The sequence below is a fragment of the Winogradskyella sp. genome (genome assembly GCF_013213835.1).
Taxonomy (GTDB): Bacteria; Bacteroidota; Bacteroidia; order Flavobacteriales; family Flavobacteriaceae; genus Winogradskyella.
In genome coordinates this window covers 514,467-531,829 of sequence record NZ_JABSSU010000003.1, presented here as the reverse complement: position 1 = coordinate 531,829, position 17,363 = coordinate 514,467, and the positions used below count along the sequence as shown (strand labels likewise).

At 32.9% G+C, this 17,363-nt stretch carries 10 protein-coding genes; 3 read left to right on the top strand and 7 right to left on the bottom strand.

Translation table 11 applies throughout. From position 1 onward, the window contains the following. Positions 1 to 85: 85 nt before the first annotated feature. The 7 genes from purL to HRU50_RS05275 form a co-directional block, all read right to left on the bottom strand. A complete protein-coding gene (gene purL / locus HRU50_RS05305) occupies positions 86 to 3,754 on the bottom strand; it encodes a phosphoribosylformylglycinamidine synthase (RefSeq protein WP_296348914.1) in 3,669 nt (1,222 codons plus the stop codon). Positions 3,755 to 3,915: 161 nt separating this feature from the next. Beyond that, entirely contained in the window at positions 3,916 to 5,766 is a 1,851-nt protein-coding gene (locus HRU50_RS05300) for an endonuclease (RefSeq protein ID WP_296348912.1), read from the bottom strand. A gap of 22 nt (positions 5,767 to 5,788) precedes the next feature. Next, positions 5,789 to 7,009: a methyltransferase domain-containing protein gene (locus HRU50_RS05295; protein WP_296348910.1), complete on the bottom strand. Its 1,221-nt coding sequence runs from the start codon at positions 7,007 to 7,009 to the stop codon at positions 5,789 to 5,791. A 155-nt stretch (positions 7,010 to 7,164) separates the two neighbouring features. After that, positions 7,165 to 8,190, bottom strand: a complete 1,026-nt coding sequence (locus HRU50_RS05290; RefSeq protein WP_296348908.1) for a hypothetical protein — start codon at positions 8,188 to 8,190, stop codon at positions 7,165 to 7,167. Between the two features lie 8 nt (positions 8,191 to 8,198). Further along, positions 8,199 to 8,504 carry a hypothetical protein gene (locus HRU50_RS05285; RefSeq protein WP_296348907.1) on the bottom strand — a complete coding sequence of 102 codons (306 nt, stop codon included), beginning with the start codon at positions 8,502 to 8,504 and terminating at the stop codon, positions 8,199 to 8,201. A 12-nt stretch (positions 8,505 to 8,516) separates the two neighbouring features. Further along, positions 8,517 to 9,326 (bottom strand): class I SAM-dependent methyltransferase, encoded by an 810-nt coding sequence (locus tag HRU50_RS05280; RefSeq protein ID WP_296348905.1) that lies wholly within the window; start codon positions 9,324 to 9,326, stop codon positions 8,517 to 8,519. A 5-nt stretch (positions 9,327 to 9,331) separates the two neighbouring features. Beyond that, the gene (locus tag HRU50_RS05275; RefSeq protein WP_296348903.1) at positions 9,332 to 12,391 is read right to left on the bottom strand and encodes a DUF2723 domain-containing protein; all 3,060 of its coding nucleotides are present in this window, start codon (positions 12,389 to 12,391) and stop codon (positions 9,332 to 9,334) included. Positions 12,392 to 12,578: 187 nt separating this feature from the next. Here HRU50_RS05275 and HRU50_RS05270 point away from each other — a divergent pair, with 187 nt between their 5' ends. From HRU50_RS05270 to HRU50_RS05260, 3 genes are all read left to right on the top strand, one after another. Next, positions 12,579 to 13,154, top strand: a complete 576-nt coding sequence (locus HRU50_RS05270; RefSeq protein ID WP_296348901.1) for a hypothetical protein — start codon at positions 12,579 to 12,581, stop codon at positions 13,152 to 13,154. A 15-nt stretch (positions 13,155 to 13,169) separates the two neighbouring features. Then, positions 13,170 to 16,292 carry a hypothetical protein gene (locus HRU50_RS05265; RefSeq protein ID WP_296348899.1) on the top strand — a complete coding sequence of 1,041 codons (3,123 nt, stop codon included), beginning with the start codon at positions 13,170 to 13,172 and terminating at the stop codon, positions 16,290 to 16,292. A gap of 68 nt (positions 16,293 to 16,360) precedes the next feature. Further along, a complete protein-coding gene (locus HRU50_RS05260; RefSeq protein ID WP_296348896.1) occupies positions 16,361 to 17,356 on the top strand; it encodes a hypothetical protein in 996 nt (331 codons plus the stop codon). Positions 17,357 to 17,363: the final 7 nt, after the last annotated feature.

Here is a 17,363-nt window from a genome sequence, read left to right as displayed (position 1 = left end):
AGATGCATCATTCTACATACGCTGTAAAAATGGAATTACTGAATTGTATTTTTTTGATTACAAATTGTAATCTTTATTGATTGAGTTATCTGTTTTCAATCCACTTTCTAGCATTTACAAAAGCTTCTAACCAAGGCGATACTTCATCTTTTCTACCATCAGGATAGTTCGACCAATTCCATTGGAAAGTAGAACGCTCAATATGTGGCATCGTTACTAAATGACGACCAGTTTTGTCACTCATCATGGCAGTGTTAAAGTCTGAACCGTTTGGATTATGTGGATATCCTTCATAGCCATATTTTGCAACAATTTGATATTTATCTTCAGAATATGGTAAGTTGAATTTACCTTCACCGTGAGAAATCCAAACACCTAGAGATGTTCCTGCTAAAGATGATAACATTACTGAGTTATTCTCTTGAATTTTTACTGAAGTAAACGAACTTTCATGCTTATGAGAATCGTTATGAACCATTTTTCCGTGAACCTCGTGGTCTGGATTGATAAGGTCTAATTCCATCCAAAGCTGACAACCATTACAAATTCCAACAGATAAGGTGTCTTCTCTTTCAAAGAAGTTTTTAATCACTTTGTTGGCTTTTTCGTTGTATTTAATGGCGCCTGCCCATCCTTTTGCAGAACCCAATACATCTGAATTTGAGAATCCACCAACAGCACCTAAAAACTGAATGTCTTCTAATGTTTCACGACCAGAAATTAAATCGGTCATATGTACATCTTTAACATCAAAACCAGCCAAATACATAGCGTTTGCCATTTCGCGTTCAGAGTTACTTCCTTTTTCGCGAAGTATGGCTGCTTTAGGACGAGATTGCTTCGCGTCGCTTGCAATGACATCTTCTAATTTTCCTGTGAAATGCTCAGGAAATTTATATTGAAGCGGCTGATTTTTATAATTGTCAAAACGGTCTTTTGCTAATCCGTTTGCAGTTTGTTTTTGGTCGAGTAGGAAAGAGGTCTTATACCACATATCTCTTAATCGAGAAATGGTCATCGTAAACACATCATTGTTGTTAATTACACTTAAAACATCACTTTCTGTAACTTTTCCTATGTTGTGGAATGTAATTCCAGCGTCTTTTAAAGTAGATTCGATTTCATCTTCTGCCTGAATTACAATTCCTGAGTTTTCAGCAAACAACACCTTTAAAGAATCGGTTTCATTTAATGCTGAAATATCTAATTCCGCACCAACATTATTATCAGCAAAACATAATTCTAATAATGTGGTTATCAAACCACCAGAAGCAACATCATGACCTGCAATAATTTGATCGTTATTGATTAACTGCTGAATGGTATTAAACACAGTTTTTACATACGCTGCATTTTGAACGTTTGGTGTTTCGTTTCCAATTTTATTTAAAATTTGAGCAAACGAACTACCACCAAGTTTAAAATCATCTTGCGAAATATTGATGTAGTAAATGTTGCCTTTTCCAGTTTTGAAAACAGGCTCAACAACCTTAGTAATATCATTACAATTAGCAGCAGCTGAAATAATCACAGTTCCTGGTGCAATAACATCACCTTCAGGATATTTTTGCTTCATAGACAACGAATCCTTTCCTGTTGGAACATTGATTCCTAAATCTATAGCAAACTCTGAAACTGCTTTTACAGCTTCATACAAGCGCGTATCTTCACCTTCGTTTTTACAAGGCCACATCCAGTTTGCAGAAAGTGAAACGTTAGTTAAACCATCTTTAAGAGGTGCCCAAATTATGTTAGTTAAAGCTTCGGTAATTGAATTTCTACTACCAGCTTCAGGATTAATTAAACCTGAAATAGGTGAGTGGCCAACCGAAGTTGCAATACCTTCTTTTCCTTTAAAATCTAATGCCATAACACCAACATTATTCAAAGGAATTTGTAAAGGACCAACACATTGTTGTTTGGCAACTTTTCCACCAACACATCGATCAACTTTATTAGTTAACCAATCTTTACAAGCCACAGCTTCTAGTTGTAGTACTTGGTCTAAATAATTATAAAAATTATCTGAATTATATGATACATCACTGTAGTTTTTAGCGACAGTAACATCATTCATTATCGTTTTTGGTGAGCTTCCAAACATATCGTTTAGCGCTAAATCCATTGGTTTGTCACCATTGGTTTTAGACTCAAACGTAAAGCGATGTTCACCTGTAACATCACCAACATCGTAAATTGGTGAGCGTTCTCTGTCTGCAATTTTATGAAGTGTATCTAAATGTTTATCTGCAATAATTAATCCCATACGTTCTTGAGACTCGTTACCAATAATTTCTTTAGCAGACAATGTTGGGTCACCAACAGGTAATTTATCTAAGTCAATTTTTCCACCAGTATCTTCAACAAGTTCTGATAAACAGTTTAGGTGTCCACCAGCTCCGTGATCGTGAATAGAAACAATAAAGTTCTCTTCGCTTTCTACCATACCACGAACAGCATTAGCAGCACGTTTTTGCATTTCAGGATTAGAACGTTGTACAGCATTTAATTCAATACCTGAATCAAATTCACCAGTATCAGCAGATGAAACCGCAGCTCCACCCATTCCGATGCGATAGTTGTCACCACCAAGAATGACGATTTTATCACCTGCTTGAGGAACATCTTTAATAGCTTGGTCTGCTTTTCCGTAGCCAATACCACCAGCTTGCATAATGACTTTATCGTAACCAATTTTATCAGCTTCCTCTTGATGTTCAAAAGTTAAAACCGAACCACAAATAAGAGGTTGCCCAAATTTGTTTCCAAAGTCTGAAGCACCATTACTTGCTTTAATTAGAATATCCATTGGTGTTTGGTATAACCACTTACGCTCTGGGAACGCTTTTTCCCAAGGACGTTCGTCTTCAAGTCTAGAATACGCTGTCATATAAACAGCGGTACCAGCTAAAGGAATAGAACCCTTTCCACCAGCAAGTCTATCTCTAATTTCACCACCAGAACCAGTTGCAGCACCATTAAATGGCTCAACAGTAGTTGGGAAATTGTGTGTTTCTGCTTTTAATGAAATTACAGATTCAAAATCTTTAGTTTCGTAATATTCCGGAACATCAGCGCGTTTTGGTGCAAATTGTTCAACAACAGGACCTTTTATAAATGCTACGTTGTCTTTATATGCTGAAACAATATCGTTTGGATTTTGTTTAGACGTTTCTTTTATCATTTTAAAAAGAGACGTCTCTTTTTCTTCACCATCAATGACAAAAGTTCCGTTGAAAATTTTATGACGACAATGCTCTGAGTTTACTTGCGAAAAACCAAAAACTTCAGAATCTGTTAATGGTCGTCCAATTTTATTAGAAACACCTTCAAGGTATTCAATCTCTTCATTGCTAAGTGCTAAACCTTCTTGTTGGTTGTATGCTACTATATCTTCAATATTCTGAATACCTTCAGGTTCTATATTGATTGTGTAGATGTCTTGATTAAGACCAGAGAACTTTTCAGAAATCATTGGGTCATAATCTTTGAAATTTTCAGTAATAGATTCAAATTCTTCAATTCTAATAATACCTTCAATTCCCATATTTTGGGTAATCTCAACAGCGTTTGTACTCCAAGGCGTTATCATTGCAGCTCTTGGACCAACAAAAAAAGCATCTATTGATGCTTGTTCTATTTTAGGTTGGTTACCAAAAAGCCATACCAATTTTGAAATGTCTTCTGTAGATAATTCTTTTGTTACTTGAACAGCAAATACTTTACTGTTTTGGTTTCCGAAGAAATGAATCATTATGTGATGATTTTTCGTTAGCGTTTTAAAAATGCAAATTTAATGCATTTTAGGTTATTCTAGATATAATTTAATTGTCATATATTGAAGAAGTCAACAGGTTTTAAACAAAAAAAGCAACTCATTTGAGTTGCTTTTCACTATTAATTATATGTTAGTTCTTAGTTTTTTATCAATCGTTTTGAGATACTAGAATTACCTTGACTAATTTTTATAATATAAACACCAGTTTTTAATGATTGTACATTAATGCTTTTCGTAGTTTGTATCATTTCACTTAAAACCTTCTTTCCGAGTACATCGTAAATTTCGATACTTGCGTTATTATCAGTTTTAAGGTTTATTGATAATAATGATTTTACTGGGTTTGGATGAATTGATACGAATTTAACATTACTGTTTTGTATGCTTAAGGTTTGGTTGTGCTGACCCAAATCTGAACAATCATCAATGCTTACTACATTCCACTCATTGGCGTCATAAGTAGTTGATGGAAACTGAATTTCTGGTTTTCTGATTAACGTTACATTTTTTGCAAAGTCATTACCATCACCTTCAATACCCAAGATATCAATGAGGACATCGTTTTTGAATAGACCAATAGCATCATTTCCATTAAAACCAGTGATACTATTATTAACATCATCTTGTTCTGATTGGCACCCAGAATTTAGACCGCTATTTGCAACTACAAACACATCACCATTTGCTATTGTTGGACTATTTGGAAACGTATATGTGGTTGAAAAGTTGTTGCTGTTAGAGGCCAATTTTAAAGTATAATTAGATAAACTTACTGGACCACCAGTGAAATTTGCGATTTCTATGGCTTTATTTGTTCCACTTCCTTCAACATATTCAGAGATAAAAAGGTCAGTTGTTTGTGAGCCATTATCTGAGGTTGTTTCACAAGCTTGATTGCTAAAGCCTGAAGAATTACCAGATCCATCATTTGCTCTAACAGTAAAACAGTAATTTGTATTTGCGCTAAGTCCGGTAACTACAAAAGAGGTTGTAACTGTGTTGTAAAGATTAACACCATCTTGATAAATATCATATGAAGCTACACTTACATTATCAGTTGAAGCTGTCCAACTTAAATTAATGCTATTATCAGTTGGGTTAGAAGCAACCAAATTTGAAGGATCTGTTGGTGCTTGAGTATCTGGTACTGGATTCCAAATTAATGCTGCATATTCAGGATGATTCACAAATGGATTGGCGTTACCTTGAAAGTTATAAGCTTCGTCATTTCTGTCTAATTCTCTCTGACTAACAGGATCTGCCGCGTGCCAATCTAACATGGTATTGATAAACCATGTTTCATAAAATTGATCACTGGTTCCATTTAATGGGTTGTAAGGTGATGCATCAGGTGCTTCCCAACCGCTATCATTCCAGTTGTCCTCATATCTTACTGCAAAATAAAGCATGGCTCTTGCGATATCACCTTTAAATTCATCGATTGGTTCAAAAACCCTATTAGTATATCCGTAGTTATTTCCTGTTCCCCATTTTGATCCGTTAGAATAGGAAGTATTAGTATTAGAGACAACACCAAATGGGTAATTACTTCTTCCATTATTAACAAATCCATCTGTAGGCACTACGGTATGAATATCAGATACCATCGGTAATGCATCTGAATTGTTAAAGAATCCTTGAGGAAATAAATGCTCTCTATTGTAGCACAAGCCTTCATTAGGTATACTACCACCACATTCGTCATTAGGAATATTATAGCTAGTCTCCGAACCTGAAGGGTTTTCTGAATATATGTCTAGTAACGAGCCATCATTTTCATAATAGTAATCTCTATCTGTTGACGCATAAGCCGTGAATAAGTTATCATAACTACCAGCATTATAGGTATGACCGTTGGTAACAATAGTTTTGAGTTGGGTTTTTAAAGTATAACCAGTTAATCCATTTGCCGAATCGTAATAATTTGAAGGCACTTGTGCGTATGTTGCAAATGTTACGAATAAAAATAGAAGGTAAAATTGTTTCATCTGATAGGATTTATCTTTTGATTTAGTTGTCTTTATTTTTTTCTAGTAAAGCCATGTAAAAGCCATCAAAGCCAGATTTGTGAGCTAATACTTTTTTTTCTTTGACAAAGGTAAATGCTTTTCCGGCTTCTGATGTTAAGAATTTATCAACTTGTTTCTGATTTTCAGAAGGGAGAATTGAACAGGTTGCATACACCATTTTTCCGCCAGGTTTTACCATTTTAGAGTATTGTTCTAAAATTTCAAACTGTGTTTTAATGATGTTTTCTACAAATTCTGGTTGTAATTTCCACTTTGCATCTGGGTTACGTCTTAGAACACCTAATCCAGAACATGGTGCGTCTATCAGCAATCTGTCTGCTTTACCATAAAGTTTTTTAATAGGTTTTGTAGAATCTATGACCTTCATATCGATGTTATGAACCCCATTTCTACGCGCTCTTACTTTTAGTTTTTTCAATTTACTTTCGTAAATATCCATGGCAATGATTTGCCCTTTGTTTTGCATTAAAGAAGCTAGGTGTAATGTTTTTCCTCCAGCTCCAGCACAAGAATCCACAACTTTCATTCCTGGTTGCACATCTAATAAGTCTGCCACAAGTTGCGATGACGCATCTTGCACTTCGAACCAACCATTTTTAAAAGCTTCGGTTTTAAAAACATTAGCACGTTCAGTAAGTCTTAAAGCTGATGGATAATCTGATAAAAACTCAGTTTCTATGTCTTCTGACTGTAGCTTTAGACGTAAATCTTTTTTGTTGGTTTTTAAAGTGTTTACTCTTAAAATGACATCAGCCTGTTCATTTTGTTTGGTGATTTCTTTAGTCCATTCGGACTCACCGATTTCTTTTACACCAAGTTCATCAATCCAATCAGGAATTGATTCTCTAAACTTTCTAATTTTAGAAAGTTCATCAAAACGACCTTTTATTTTTCGTGTCGGTGTGTCTATAAAGTATTTCCAATCTGGTAGTCTGATGCCTTTTAACGTTGCCCAAACAGCAAATAAGCGCCATAAGTCGTCACGGGTAAAAGGTGCCTTTACATTTGCAATTTCACTGTATAATCTTTTATATCTAACAATGCTGTAAACCGTTTCTGCAATAAAGGATCGATCTCTGCTTCCCCAGCGTTTATCGCGCTTTAACAGTTGCTGAATCACTTTATCGGCATATTCACCTTCATTAAAAATGAGGTGTAATCCGTCGATAACTGCAAAGCAAAGATTTCTGTGTAATCGCATGATGCTTAATGTTTAAGTATTATAAGGCGTGCAAAGGTAATCTAAATCTTTAATAATATGGGTTTTGTTCTGTGTATGTCCTTACAGATATTTTTTTGTTTAAAATTTTAAATTTAAAGTTTGCATTTGATTTTTGTGAAGCAGTATTGATAAAATTATTCTAGCTTTAGTTTTATACCTGAAAGTAGATAGTCTGGATTATCAGAACCCATAGTTAAAAACAGGTATAAATAATTGTCCTTAAAGATTGGCGAAATGAAGCCGCCTAAATGATCAGCAGCCCATTCTAATTCAGGGAATTTATGGTGCAGCGTCATAGGATTGATTATTAATGGACTTCTATTGTCATGAGCCCATTTTGTCTTGTCTAAATGAATTAGTCCGTATTCTCGATTTAAAGAAGTGAGATATTCTGATGGATATTCTTCACTTCCAATAATAATATACAGTTCAGAATTATAAGTAATATAACTTGCATCATCCATTTTACCTTTTAAGTAACCTGAAGAAGTTTCACTATCGATTATGCATTGTAAAGACTGATTATTTATTCCTTCATTAAAGTTTTTCAAAATATCTAATGTCGTTACTTCATAAATCTTATGTGTATTGTAATTTCTATTATTGTCATAAATCAAAAATCGGTATACGCCATCATGGTTTATAATAGATAAGGGATAATAACTATTTAAATTTCCTTCTAGTTGAGGAATTCTTATTTTTGTTGGTTTTTGGATGATATTTAAATCAGAATCAATTATCATATATGCCGCCGTATAATTCCCGTCTGGGCATTCTACACCTAATAAAACTAAATATTTATTCTCTTCGAAAAGAAATGGATTATTAGTGCTGAAAATATTACCATCCTTTTTGGCAAATTCAATACTATTAGTGTCGAGTATTTTTCTTTTATGAAAAGTCCAACTTTCAAGATTTGTACTTGTTGCATAATAAATAGCTCGGTGTTTATGTGCGCCGAATACAACAGGTAAAAGCAGAACATAGTCATTTGCCTTTCTTTTAATGATACCACCGGATTGTATATAGCCAATGTAGTTGTCATCAATATAGGTAGGATAAGAATCTAATAAAGGTTTGTTATTAACGATTTCATAGTTTATAAAAGGGTTGAAAAATTCTAAAGTTTCGCCATCATCCATATTAAAATTGCCACACAATGTTTTTCCTAGAGTGATCCAACCTGAACTGTAATCAATTTTTTTATTTCAACCAATGTAGAAGCCTCCTCACCTTGTGTAAGAAACCATTTTTCGTATTTTCCTTCTTTATTTTTTAAGTTCTCTAAATTTAAATAATTTGTCTTAATTCTGCTATTTTGTTCATCAGTCTCAATTATTTGAATGGGATTAATTCTATCGATATTGTCTTTTACATCAGATATCAAAGCATTGTCAAAAATGTCATTTAACTTCTTATTACTTTGTGCAGAAATACTTGTAATACTAATAATAAAAACGACCCATTTCAGCATATAGCTTATTCTTTAATTTTTAAGTTTCAGATTTTTAGATGGTATCGGCTCTTTGTTCAAAATACAGAATAAATCTAATGTATCTCGATTGTACGGTTTTAGTTGATAATCATTTGAATTTATATCCTCTATAAGTTGCTTATTAACATTAAAAACAGATGCGCGATTCAGTCGATTTAAAATTTCATAAGGAATTTTTAGCAAGGCACGTGGTAAGTGTTTGTGCAAATTAAAAATATCAAAGGATAGAATTTTTAGTACCGAAGAATTACTTTTTGTGTAATATTCCTCAGTTTTAGAATTACCTTGAATACCCAAAATTTCATAGGTTTTGAAAAGAGGTTTTAGTAAAGCGTCTAGTTCATCAAATGAAAATTCTCTATAGTGCCATGGATTGGGAGCTACAGTTTTTAGTTTATTAGGTGTTGTAATATAAGCTTTACCGCTAGGTTTCAAAACTCTTTTTATCTCCTTTAGAAAAAGATTATAATCTTTGATGTGTTCTATAACTTGAAACGAAATAATTGTATCAAAAGTATTATCCTCAAACATATTTAAAGGTGGTATTCTTTTAAAGAAAAAAGTACATTTAGGATATGTTTTTTTAATTTTTTTAAGGTTACTTTTAGACTTGTCTACTAAGGTTAATGACCTTACATTCTCAATATAATGAGGTATTCCGTAACCCTCACCACAACCGATTTCTAGGGTGTCTCCTTGTGCTTTATTACTTATGATTTCGTAAGCCTTACGGGTTCTTAGATATAATGGACGATCAGAAAGAATTTTCGAAGAGGTGACTTCAGTAGAAAAAGAGGTCATAAAAGTTAGTATGGCCAGTTATTAATGTACCAAGTATCATATTTGTTTGCAAACGCTTCTAATTGAGATTTTGACGATTCATAATAAGTCTCATTAAAGGGTTTAATTTGATTCATCATTTGTTGATACATTGTTATAAGTTTTTTTGCATGTCTTACATTAATAATTGGATTTGGCGGATCTAGCGAGGTTATCCATTGTAATTCGTTCCAAATGTTCACCATTGCTGATTGGCAAATTTTATCGCCTTTTTCCTTAAAACCCATTCTGTAATATAGTCTACCGCATGCATAAGCGAATTGTTTAAAAGGTATCTCATGATTTGGAAACAGTTCAAAACATTTATTAAGTGTTTCCTTTGCTTTTTCAATATTGTTTTCTTCATATAAGGCTTGTGCTAAGAAATAATAATTTTGTCTTATTATCTCTCTTGCATAAGTTCTATTTTCATCCTTTATATAAATGCTATTAGAATCAAAAGCCTTAAAATTAGAATCAACAACAAGTATTTCATAGGATTTTTGGGTATCTACTAATTTTGGATTCATATTTTTATCATCTCTGACAAAAGGTAAAAGTTCACTAACCATACCTTTTTGAATGAGGAATTTGTTTAATCCTATTAGATGACTATTTTTTCCATTAATTGCAAAGCAAATTGGTCTTTTCCCAAAGTTGTTTTTAATTAAATTAAGTACAACTAGATCATTTAAGCCGTAGAATTTTTTTGTGTAGGTCCAATTAATTTCATTCAATAGCTTTAAATTATAGGTTTTGTTTTTTTCTTTTTGAATATAACCTATTGACGAATCAGCACTAATTTTAAAACTATCACCAGGAACATAATGTCGTCCTCTTCCGTTCCAATTGGTTAATGTTTTGTCAGAATTTAAAAACTGAGTCAATATCTCAAGTTCAATAAAATCATTTGTTTCTTTTTGTAACGGTACTATTTTTTCAATGCCATTTATATACAAATCTTTATCTAAATCTATGCTTATTGGTTTAGAATCTCCTTTTATTCTTTTGAGATTGTCAATATGTGTATCAATATTTAATTGATCAAAGTTTATAACTCTTACATCTTTACGATAGTTCTCAACTTCTTGCAAATACCAAAGGGGAAAGGTCATATTATCGCCATTAGTAATCAATATGGCTTGATTTGGGCAAGAATCTAAATAAGCCTTAGCGAAATCAACAGGGAAGGTGTCTTTAGAATTTTGATGATTATCCCAACCTTTTGCGCATAGCTGAATAGGAGAGGCTAAAATAAGAAGTAATAACAATGCTGTTTGGATTTCTCTGTTTTTACTAATCTTTGCAAAAAGTTTAAAAAATGCCACTGCAGATAAGCCTATCCAAATGGTGAAAATAATAAATGAACCTATAAAAATATAGTCTCTCTCTCGTATTAAAATACTGGAAGGCAGTGGATTTACAAATACAGTTATACCTATCCCGAAGGTTAAAAAAAGAAATGTAAGATATAGGAAAATTCCTTTTCTTTTAAAAGTCGAAATACAGCCAATTATTCCTAATAGAAATGGCAAAAGATAATAATAATCGTAGGCTTTATTGTTTTCGTAATACGTAGGTAAAAGCTCAATATCTCCAACTCTGTGTTTGTCTATAAAATTAAGACCAGTAACCCAATTTCCATCTTTTATATAGCCTAAACCATGATGGTCATTTTGTCGTCCAATGAAGTTCCAATATAAATATCTTAGATTAAGCCAAATGACTTGATAATTAAAGAAAAAGCTTAAATTTTCAGAAAAAGTAGGCGATATAATATTTTTAATCTCTCCATTAATGTTGTGAGCTATCGCTTCACCTTTTATAGAAGTCCAAGCACTATAATTGGGAGCATTTTTTGCATCATACATTCGAGGAAAAATTGTCTTAAATTTAGAACTGTAGTTAATTTTATTTGATACACCATCATGAGCTTCAATGTACTTTTTGGAAAATGTATCATACGATAAAATTGGATCAGTATTTAAGAATGGTCTTTTCTCATCGAGTTGGGCATTAAAATTAGGCCCATAAATTAAGGGTATATTGTCTACACCAAAACGTTCACCACTAATATAACCACCTAATCTATTTGTAGTTTTAACCTTTTCGGCTACCAAAGTATTTGTGTTAGATCTTATTATTGGAAAGGCATATAAACTCGATCCTGCTAAGAATAATAGAAGGGATAAATTTAATAAACCGATTTTATGCTTTTCCTTTTTCAATAGTAATAAATGAGAAATAAGTAAAAATGATAAAACGAATACAATAGTTATAATTGCACCATAATTAACAGGTAAATTTAGATTGTTAACACTGTAGATGTCAATTCTCGACATTAAACCAATAACACCTTTTAATATCACAGCATACAGTGTAAAGAAACTAATTACCCCAATTACTAAGCCTAAGGTTAGATTTTTAAAACTTGTATTTAGTTTTTTGCTAACAAAAAGTAATGAGGCAGGAATTATTGCGGCTAATAAAATTAAATGTACTCCAACTGATAGTCCTAATAATAAGAAGAAAAGAAGGAAATATTTTTTTTCTTTCTTGAGACATTTTTCTTTATACCATTTTAAACTACTGTAGATTAATAATGTAAAAAGCGCAAAAGACATAGTGTATACCTCTGCTTCTATTGACGCTGTCCAGAAACTAGTTGAAAACGCCAAGCTTAAAGCAGCCAATAAACCACCTAATACCTGGATTTTAATGATTTGTTTTTTGTTTTCAGTAGGGTTGTAAATGGCAATAATAAAGGCAGTGATTTTATAAACCATTACTACTGTGCTAGCGCCGAAGAAAGCAGAAACTAGATTGCTAATTAAAACTGCATATTGTGCAGAGAAAAAAAACAGTAGCGTCCCTGAAAAAATTGTGTACAGCGGTGCACCTGGTGGGTGCGAAGCCTGCATAGTGTAATTGCTAGTTATAAACTCTGGGCTGTCCCAAAAGTTTATTGTATTTGAGGTGCAATAAGCATAAACCAAAAAAATAATACAAAAAAGACTGAATTCGACAAGATATTTTGCTTTAAACATCTAAGCTGTAGTTTTTAGTTTTGACTTTAGATTTCGCTAATGTATTGATTTTTTTTCTGTATCGTAACAATGATTTTACCTGAATTAAAAAGTTGTAAACATAAAATAAATTTTGTTTAACTTTGCTATTCTTGTTTTCTTTAAAATTTTAATTAACTTTGAAACACAACCAATCACTAACTAATGAATGAATATTATAGTTTCTAGGCACAATAAAGCTAGTTATTTGCTTTTTTTTCTGTTAACTTTTACATCAGGTTGTTGCCTTGTGCTAGATGCACAGAATAATAAACAAGTAGATGAAGAATTTCCAACGCCAGTAGCATTTCCGTATGAGTATCTTGGCACCTATTCGGGTAATTTAAATGTTGCGGACCCTACAGGTAGTATAGCAAATGTACCAACAGATTTTATAATAAAAAAAACTAACGATAAGGAAGTTTTTGAGTACGAATTTTCGTTTTATCAAGGTGAAAATAAAATTGTCAATAAATATCTTTTACATATCATAGATGAAGAAAAAGGTTATTATGCCATAACAGATGAAGAAGGATTAGAGTTTATGGCAACTTTAATAAAAGGTGTACTTTACAGCACGTATGATACAAAAGACAAAATCATGTTCACCTCGCTCCAATTCACAAATGATGGTAAATTAAGATTCAATATTATAATTACATTGAAATCAAAAAAACAAGGCAAAGGCGGAACAAATTTATCGAATGTTGTTCAAGTTCAAAAAGCCTTGCTAAGTAAAACATAACCAAAACCAAAACTAATGAAACAGAACAACTATTTTTTTATTTTTTTGTTTGCCTTACTCAGTCTAGGATTGAGTGCACAGACATTAAATGAAACCTCAGGAACAGGATCTGGTGTAAGTATTTCTTCGGGAGATTTTAATACCTTTTACGGTGATAGTACAGGATCGTTTGTCACATCAGGATCTCGGAATACACTTTTTGGATATAGTGCAGGGCGCAGTGTAACAACAAGTGAACTTACAGCCATTGGGTATCTTGCAGGATACTCTAATACTACAGGATTTGATAATACCTTTATCGGATATGAAGCAGGTAGATTAACTATAAATGGTGGTGATAATACTTTTGTGGGTGCTGAAGCTGGGGAGAATAATACCACAGGATATGATAATACTTTCGTCGGAGAAGAAGCTGGTGCGAATAACACAACTGGATACGAAAACACCTTTATTGGGGAAGATGCCGGTTTTAGTAATACTACTGGATATAAAAATACCTTTGTAGGGAATGAAGTTGGTATTTCATCGGATGTTGGTTACAGAAATACAGGCTTGGGTAGTGAGTCTATGAGCGATGTAGATGATGGTCATCATAATACGGGTATTGGCGATTCTGCTGGGATTGATGTAGGAGATGGTATTTATAACACTTTCCTTGGGGCGGCCGCAGGGGTTGCAACCGAATGGGCAGATTATAATACTTTTATCGGGGCGCAAGCAGGATGGGACAATAATAGAACAAATAATACAGCAAATGCTAATCATAATACTTATGTAGGTTTCTCTGCTGGTTTTACAAATCGTGAGGGACAATATAATGTTGGTATGGGGTCACAAGCGGATTTTGATAACACCAACCGTTCAAATACTATGTTTTTTGGTTACAATATTACAGCAAGTAATAATAATGTAATGGGCTTTGGTAATGAGTCTTTCTTAGATGGGCAGTATTCAATTTCAATGGGTATAGACCACGATATACGCGGAGATTATTCTATTATGATGGGGTATTTAGGTAACATGACTAATCAAGCAGATTATTCTGTAGGTATTGGTGATCGTATTGATATTGAAGAAAATGATGTTGTTGGTATTGGACGTTCTGTAGATATTGATAATCCTTTTGCTATAGCCATAGGTTCTACAACAGTAGCTTCGAATGATGGTGCTATTGTTATTGGTTATCAAGCCTCGTCCACAGACCCTAGTGCTGTAGATCCAACAAATAATATAGCCATTGGTAATGCCGCAAACGTACAGGGCACAAATGCTGTTGCCATTGGTAATGCCGCAACAGCAATAAACGATAATACCATGGTGCTTGGCGGTGCTACAAATCCGCTTAGCGTAGGTATTGGGACAGATACACCAAATATAAATGCATCCTTAGACCTTACGGGTTCTAATAAGGGATTACTTCTTAATAGATTAACAACAGCTGAAAGAACAACCATAGAAGGTTCTTTGACTGCTACAGAAAACGGTCTATTAGTATATGATACTGATCTTGGTGCTGTGTATGTATGGGATGGTGCAGCATGGAGTAGTGCTACGAATACTGATTCCCAAGAACTTTCAGTAGCTTCAGATATTTTAAGTATTACAGGAAGTGCAGGAACGGTAGATTTAACACCTTACCTAGATAATACTGATGCACAAGGCATTTCTGTGACTTCGGACATCTTAAGTATTACAGGAAGTGCAGCAACTGTGGATTTAACGCCTTATTTAGATAATACAGATAATCAAGAATTATCTTTAACAACTAATGAATTAGGACTTACAGGTAGTTCAGCTACAGTAGATTTAACTACTTATTTAGATAATACAGATGCGCAGGCTATTTCTTTGACATCAGATATTTTAAGTATTTCAGGCAATGCTTCTACTGTAGATCTTTCGTCATATTTAGATAATACAGATGCACAAGCAATCTCTGTAAGTTCAGATGTATTAAGCATCACTGGAAATGCAGGTACTGTAGATTTATCGCCTTATTTAGATAATACTGATAGTCAAGATTTATCTTTATCAGGTACAACATTAAGTATCACAGGTGGTACAGGAGTGGATTTAGCATCATTACAAGATGGTACAGGTACAGATAATCAAGATTTATCATTGACAGGTACAACATTAAATATTTCTGGTGGAACAGGAGTGGATTTAGCGTCATTACAAGATGGTACAGGTACAGATAGTCAAGATTTATCATTAACAGGAACAACATTAAATATCACTGGTGGATCAGGAGTTGATTTAGCGTCATTACAAGATGGTACAGGTACAGATAATCAAGATTTATCATTAACAGGAACAACATTAAATATTTCTGGTGGTACAGGAGTGGACTTAGCATCTCTACAAGATGGTACGGGTACAGATAGTCAGGCTATTGCTTTAAGTGGTAATACTTTAAGTATCACCGGAAACGCTTCTACAGTTGATTTATCTGGTTATGCTAATACAGATGAACAAGATTTATCCTTATCAGGGACAACATTAAATATTTCAGGTGGTACAGGTGTTGATTTAGCGACTTTACAAGATGGTACGGGTACAGACAATCAGGATTTAAGTTTGACAGGTACAACCTTGAATATAACTGGTGGATCAGGGGTTGATTTGTCGTCTTTACAAGATGGATCTGGAACTGATGATCAAAATCTGACATCGGCAGTTTTATCTGGAACTACTTTGACAGTGTCAATTGAAGGTGGAACTTCAGTAAATGTTGATTTAGCACCTATTTTGGGCGCTTTAGAAACAGAGAATAATAATCAGCAACTACTAATTGATGATTTGTTAACTAGAGTTGTTGCACTTGAAGACTGTGCATGTCAAACTTTAGAGGTTGATGACAACATCGCTGGAAAACAAGGTCCAGCTTTATATCAAAACATACCTAATCCTTTCAATGAAACTTCGTCGATTCGTTACTATTTACCAAATAGTATTAATAGAGCTAATCTCGTGTTTAGTGACACTACTGGTAAAATTTTATCTAATATTGAATTAGATAAAAGAGGTGAGAATGAGATGATTGTGAATAAACAAGGGCTGCAAGCAGGTATGTATTATTATACTCTGTACATAGAAGGTAAGAAATTCGACAGTAAGAAAATGATAATTGAATAAATTTGTAATCAAATATTTAAAAACTGTTTAAATATATTCTTATTTAAACAGTTTTTTTATGTCCTACTATGAGGTATAATATTGACATACTTAATTTGGTTTTAATTACCATATCTCTTTTTCTAGCGATTATTTTTCCGTTTGAGTTATTTTTAATTGTCTATGCCATTTTAGGACCATTACATTACTTAACTGAAATCAATTGGATTAGAAATAAAAATTATTTTGTAAAAAGCAAGACTTGGATTTATACTGTTATTTTATTTGCCTTTATCGTTTCTCTTCCTGCAATTATGAGGCTCAATATTTTTAAGAATAGTGATTCCTCAATTGTAAATTTTTTAAATACAGACCTAGCAAACTATACAAACGGTTTAATATTTGGAAGCTTTATGTTCGCATACGCTTTGTTATTCATAAAAGAGAAACATTGGCAAATTACAGTTTTGGTAATAAGTATTGTATTAACCATATTTCTTAAGGATTTGGACGTCTATAATGTTTGGATAGGTATTTTTTTACCTACAATTATTCATGTTTACTTTTTTACCTTATTATTTATGTGGTATGGTACTGTAAAGGATAATAGTAAATGGGGTACAATAAATATTGTTTATTTGGCTTTGATTCCTTTAATCATTTTCTTAGTATCGTTAGAAGTTAATTTATATCGGTTTTCTTCAACTGTGGAATCACTAATTATAGAAAGCAGATTTCATTTGTTAAATATTAATGTTTCAAAGTTTTTAGGACTTTCAGATGGAACAAGTTTCTTTTTCAATGAAATTATTGATATAAAAATTCAAATTTTTATCGCATTTGCTTATACATATCATTATTTAAATTGGTTTTCTAAAACTTCCATTATTGGCTGGCATAAGAATTTAAGTAAAACCAAGACATTCTTGATAATTGGCATTTGGATCATATCAATGATAATTTATGCAGTCGATTATAAAATTGGATTGACCCTTTTATTGATGCTTAGTCTTATGCACGTGTTTTTTGAGTTTCCTTTAAATTTAATATCAATTAAAGGTATTTATAATCATTATTTTAAATAAAAATTAA

Excerpts from the sequence above, each read along its gene's own strand:
- purL (WP_296348914.1), bottom strand. The coding sequence starts at position 3,754 with ATGATTCATTTCTTCGGAAACCAAAACAGTAAAGTATTTGCTGTTCAA.
- HRU50_RS05300 (WP_296348912.1), bottom strand. The coding sequence starts at position 5,766 with ATGAAACAATTTTACCTTCTATTTTTATTCGTAACATTTGCAACATAC.
- HRU50_RS05295 (WP_296348910.1), bottom strand. The coding sequence starts at position 7,009 with ATGCGATTACACAGAAATCTTTGCTTTGCAGTTATCGACGGATTACAC.
- HRU50_RS05285 (WP_296348907.1), bottom strand. The coding sequence starts at position 8,504 with ATGCTGAAATGGGTCGTTTTTATTATTAGTATTACAAGTATTTCTGCA.
- HRU50_RS05280 (WP_296348905.1), bottom strand. The coding sequence starts at position 9,326 with ATGACCTCTTTTTCTACTGAAGTCACCTCTTCGAAAATTCTTTCTGAT.
- HRU50_RS05275 (WP_296348903.1), bottom strand. The coding sequence starts at position 12,391 with ATGTTTAAAGCAAAATATCTTGTCGAATTCAGTCTTTTTTGTATTATT.
- HRU50_RS05270 (WP_296348901.1), top strand. The coding sequence starts at position 12,579 with ATGAATATTATAGTTTCTAGGCACAATAAAGCTAGTTATTTGCTTTTT.
- HRU50_RS05265 (WP_296348899.1), top strand. The coding sequence starts at position 13,170 with ATGAAACAGAACAACTATTTTTTTATTTTTTTGTTTGCCTTACTCAGT.
- HRU50_RS05260 (WP_296348896.1), top strand. The coding sequence starts at position 16,361 with ATGAGGTATAATATTGACATACTTAATTTGGTTTTAATTACCATATCT.